This window comes from Enterobacter sp. ENT02, from assembly GCF_019219165.1.
Lineage (GTDB): Bacteria > Pseudomonadota > Gammaproteobacteria > Enterobacterales > Enterobacteriaceae > Enterobacter > Enterobacter mori.
The window spans coordinates 1-255 of sequence record NZ_JAHUWD010000044.1 but is presented as its reverse complement, the minus strand read 5'-3'; the positions used below and the strand labels follow the sequence as shown (position 1 = coordinate 255).

Here is a 255-nt window from a genome sequence, read left to right as displayed (position 1 = left end):
GACAGCCAGGATGTTGGCTTAGAAGCAGCCATCATTTAAAGAAAGCGTAATAGCTCACTGGTCGAGTCGGCCTGCGCGGAAGATGTAACGGGGCTAAACCATGCACCGAAGCTGCGGCAGCGACACTTAGGTGTTGTTGGGTAGGGGAGCGTTCTGTAAGCCGTTGAAGGTGGCCTGTGAGGGTTGCTGGAGGTATCAGAAGTGCGAATGCTGACATAAGTAACGATAATGCGGGTGAAAAGCCCGCACGCCGGA

At 54.1% G+C, this 255-nt stretch carries 1 rRNA gene; it reads left to right on the top strand.

What is annotated here, in order from left to right:
- Positions 1-255 (top strand): 23S ribosomal RNA (locus tag KW829_RS22820); the annotation flags it as partial.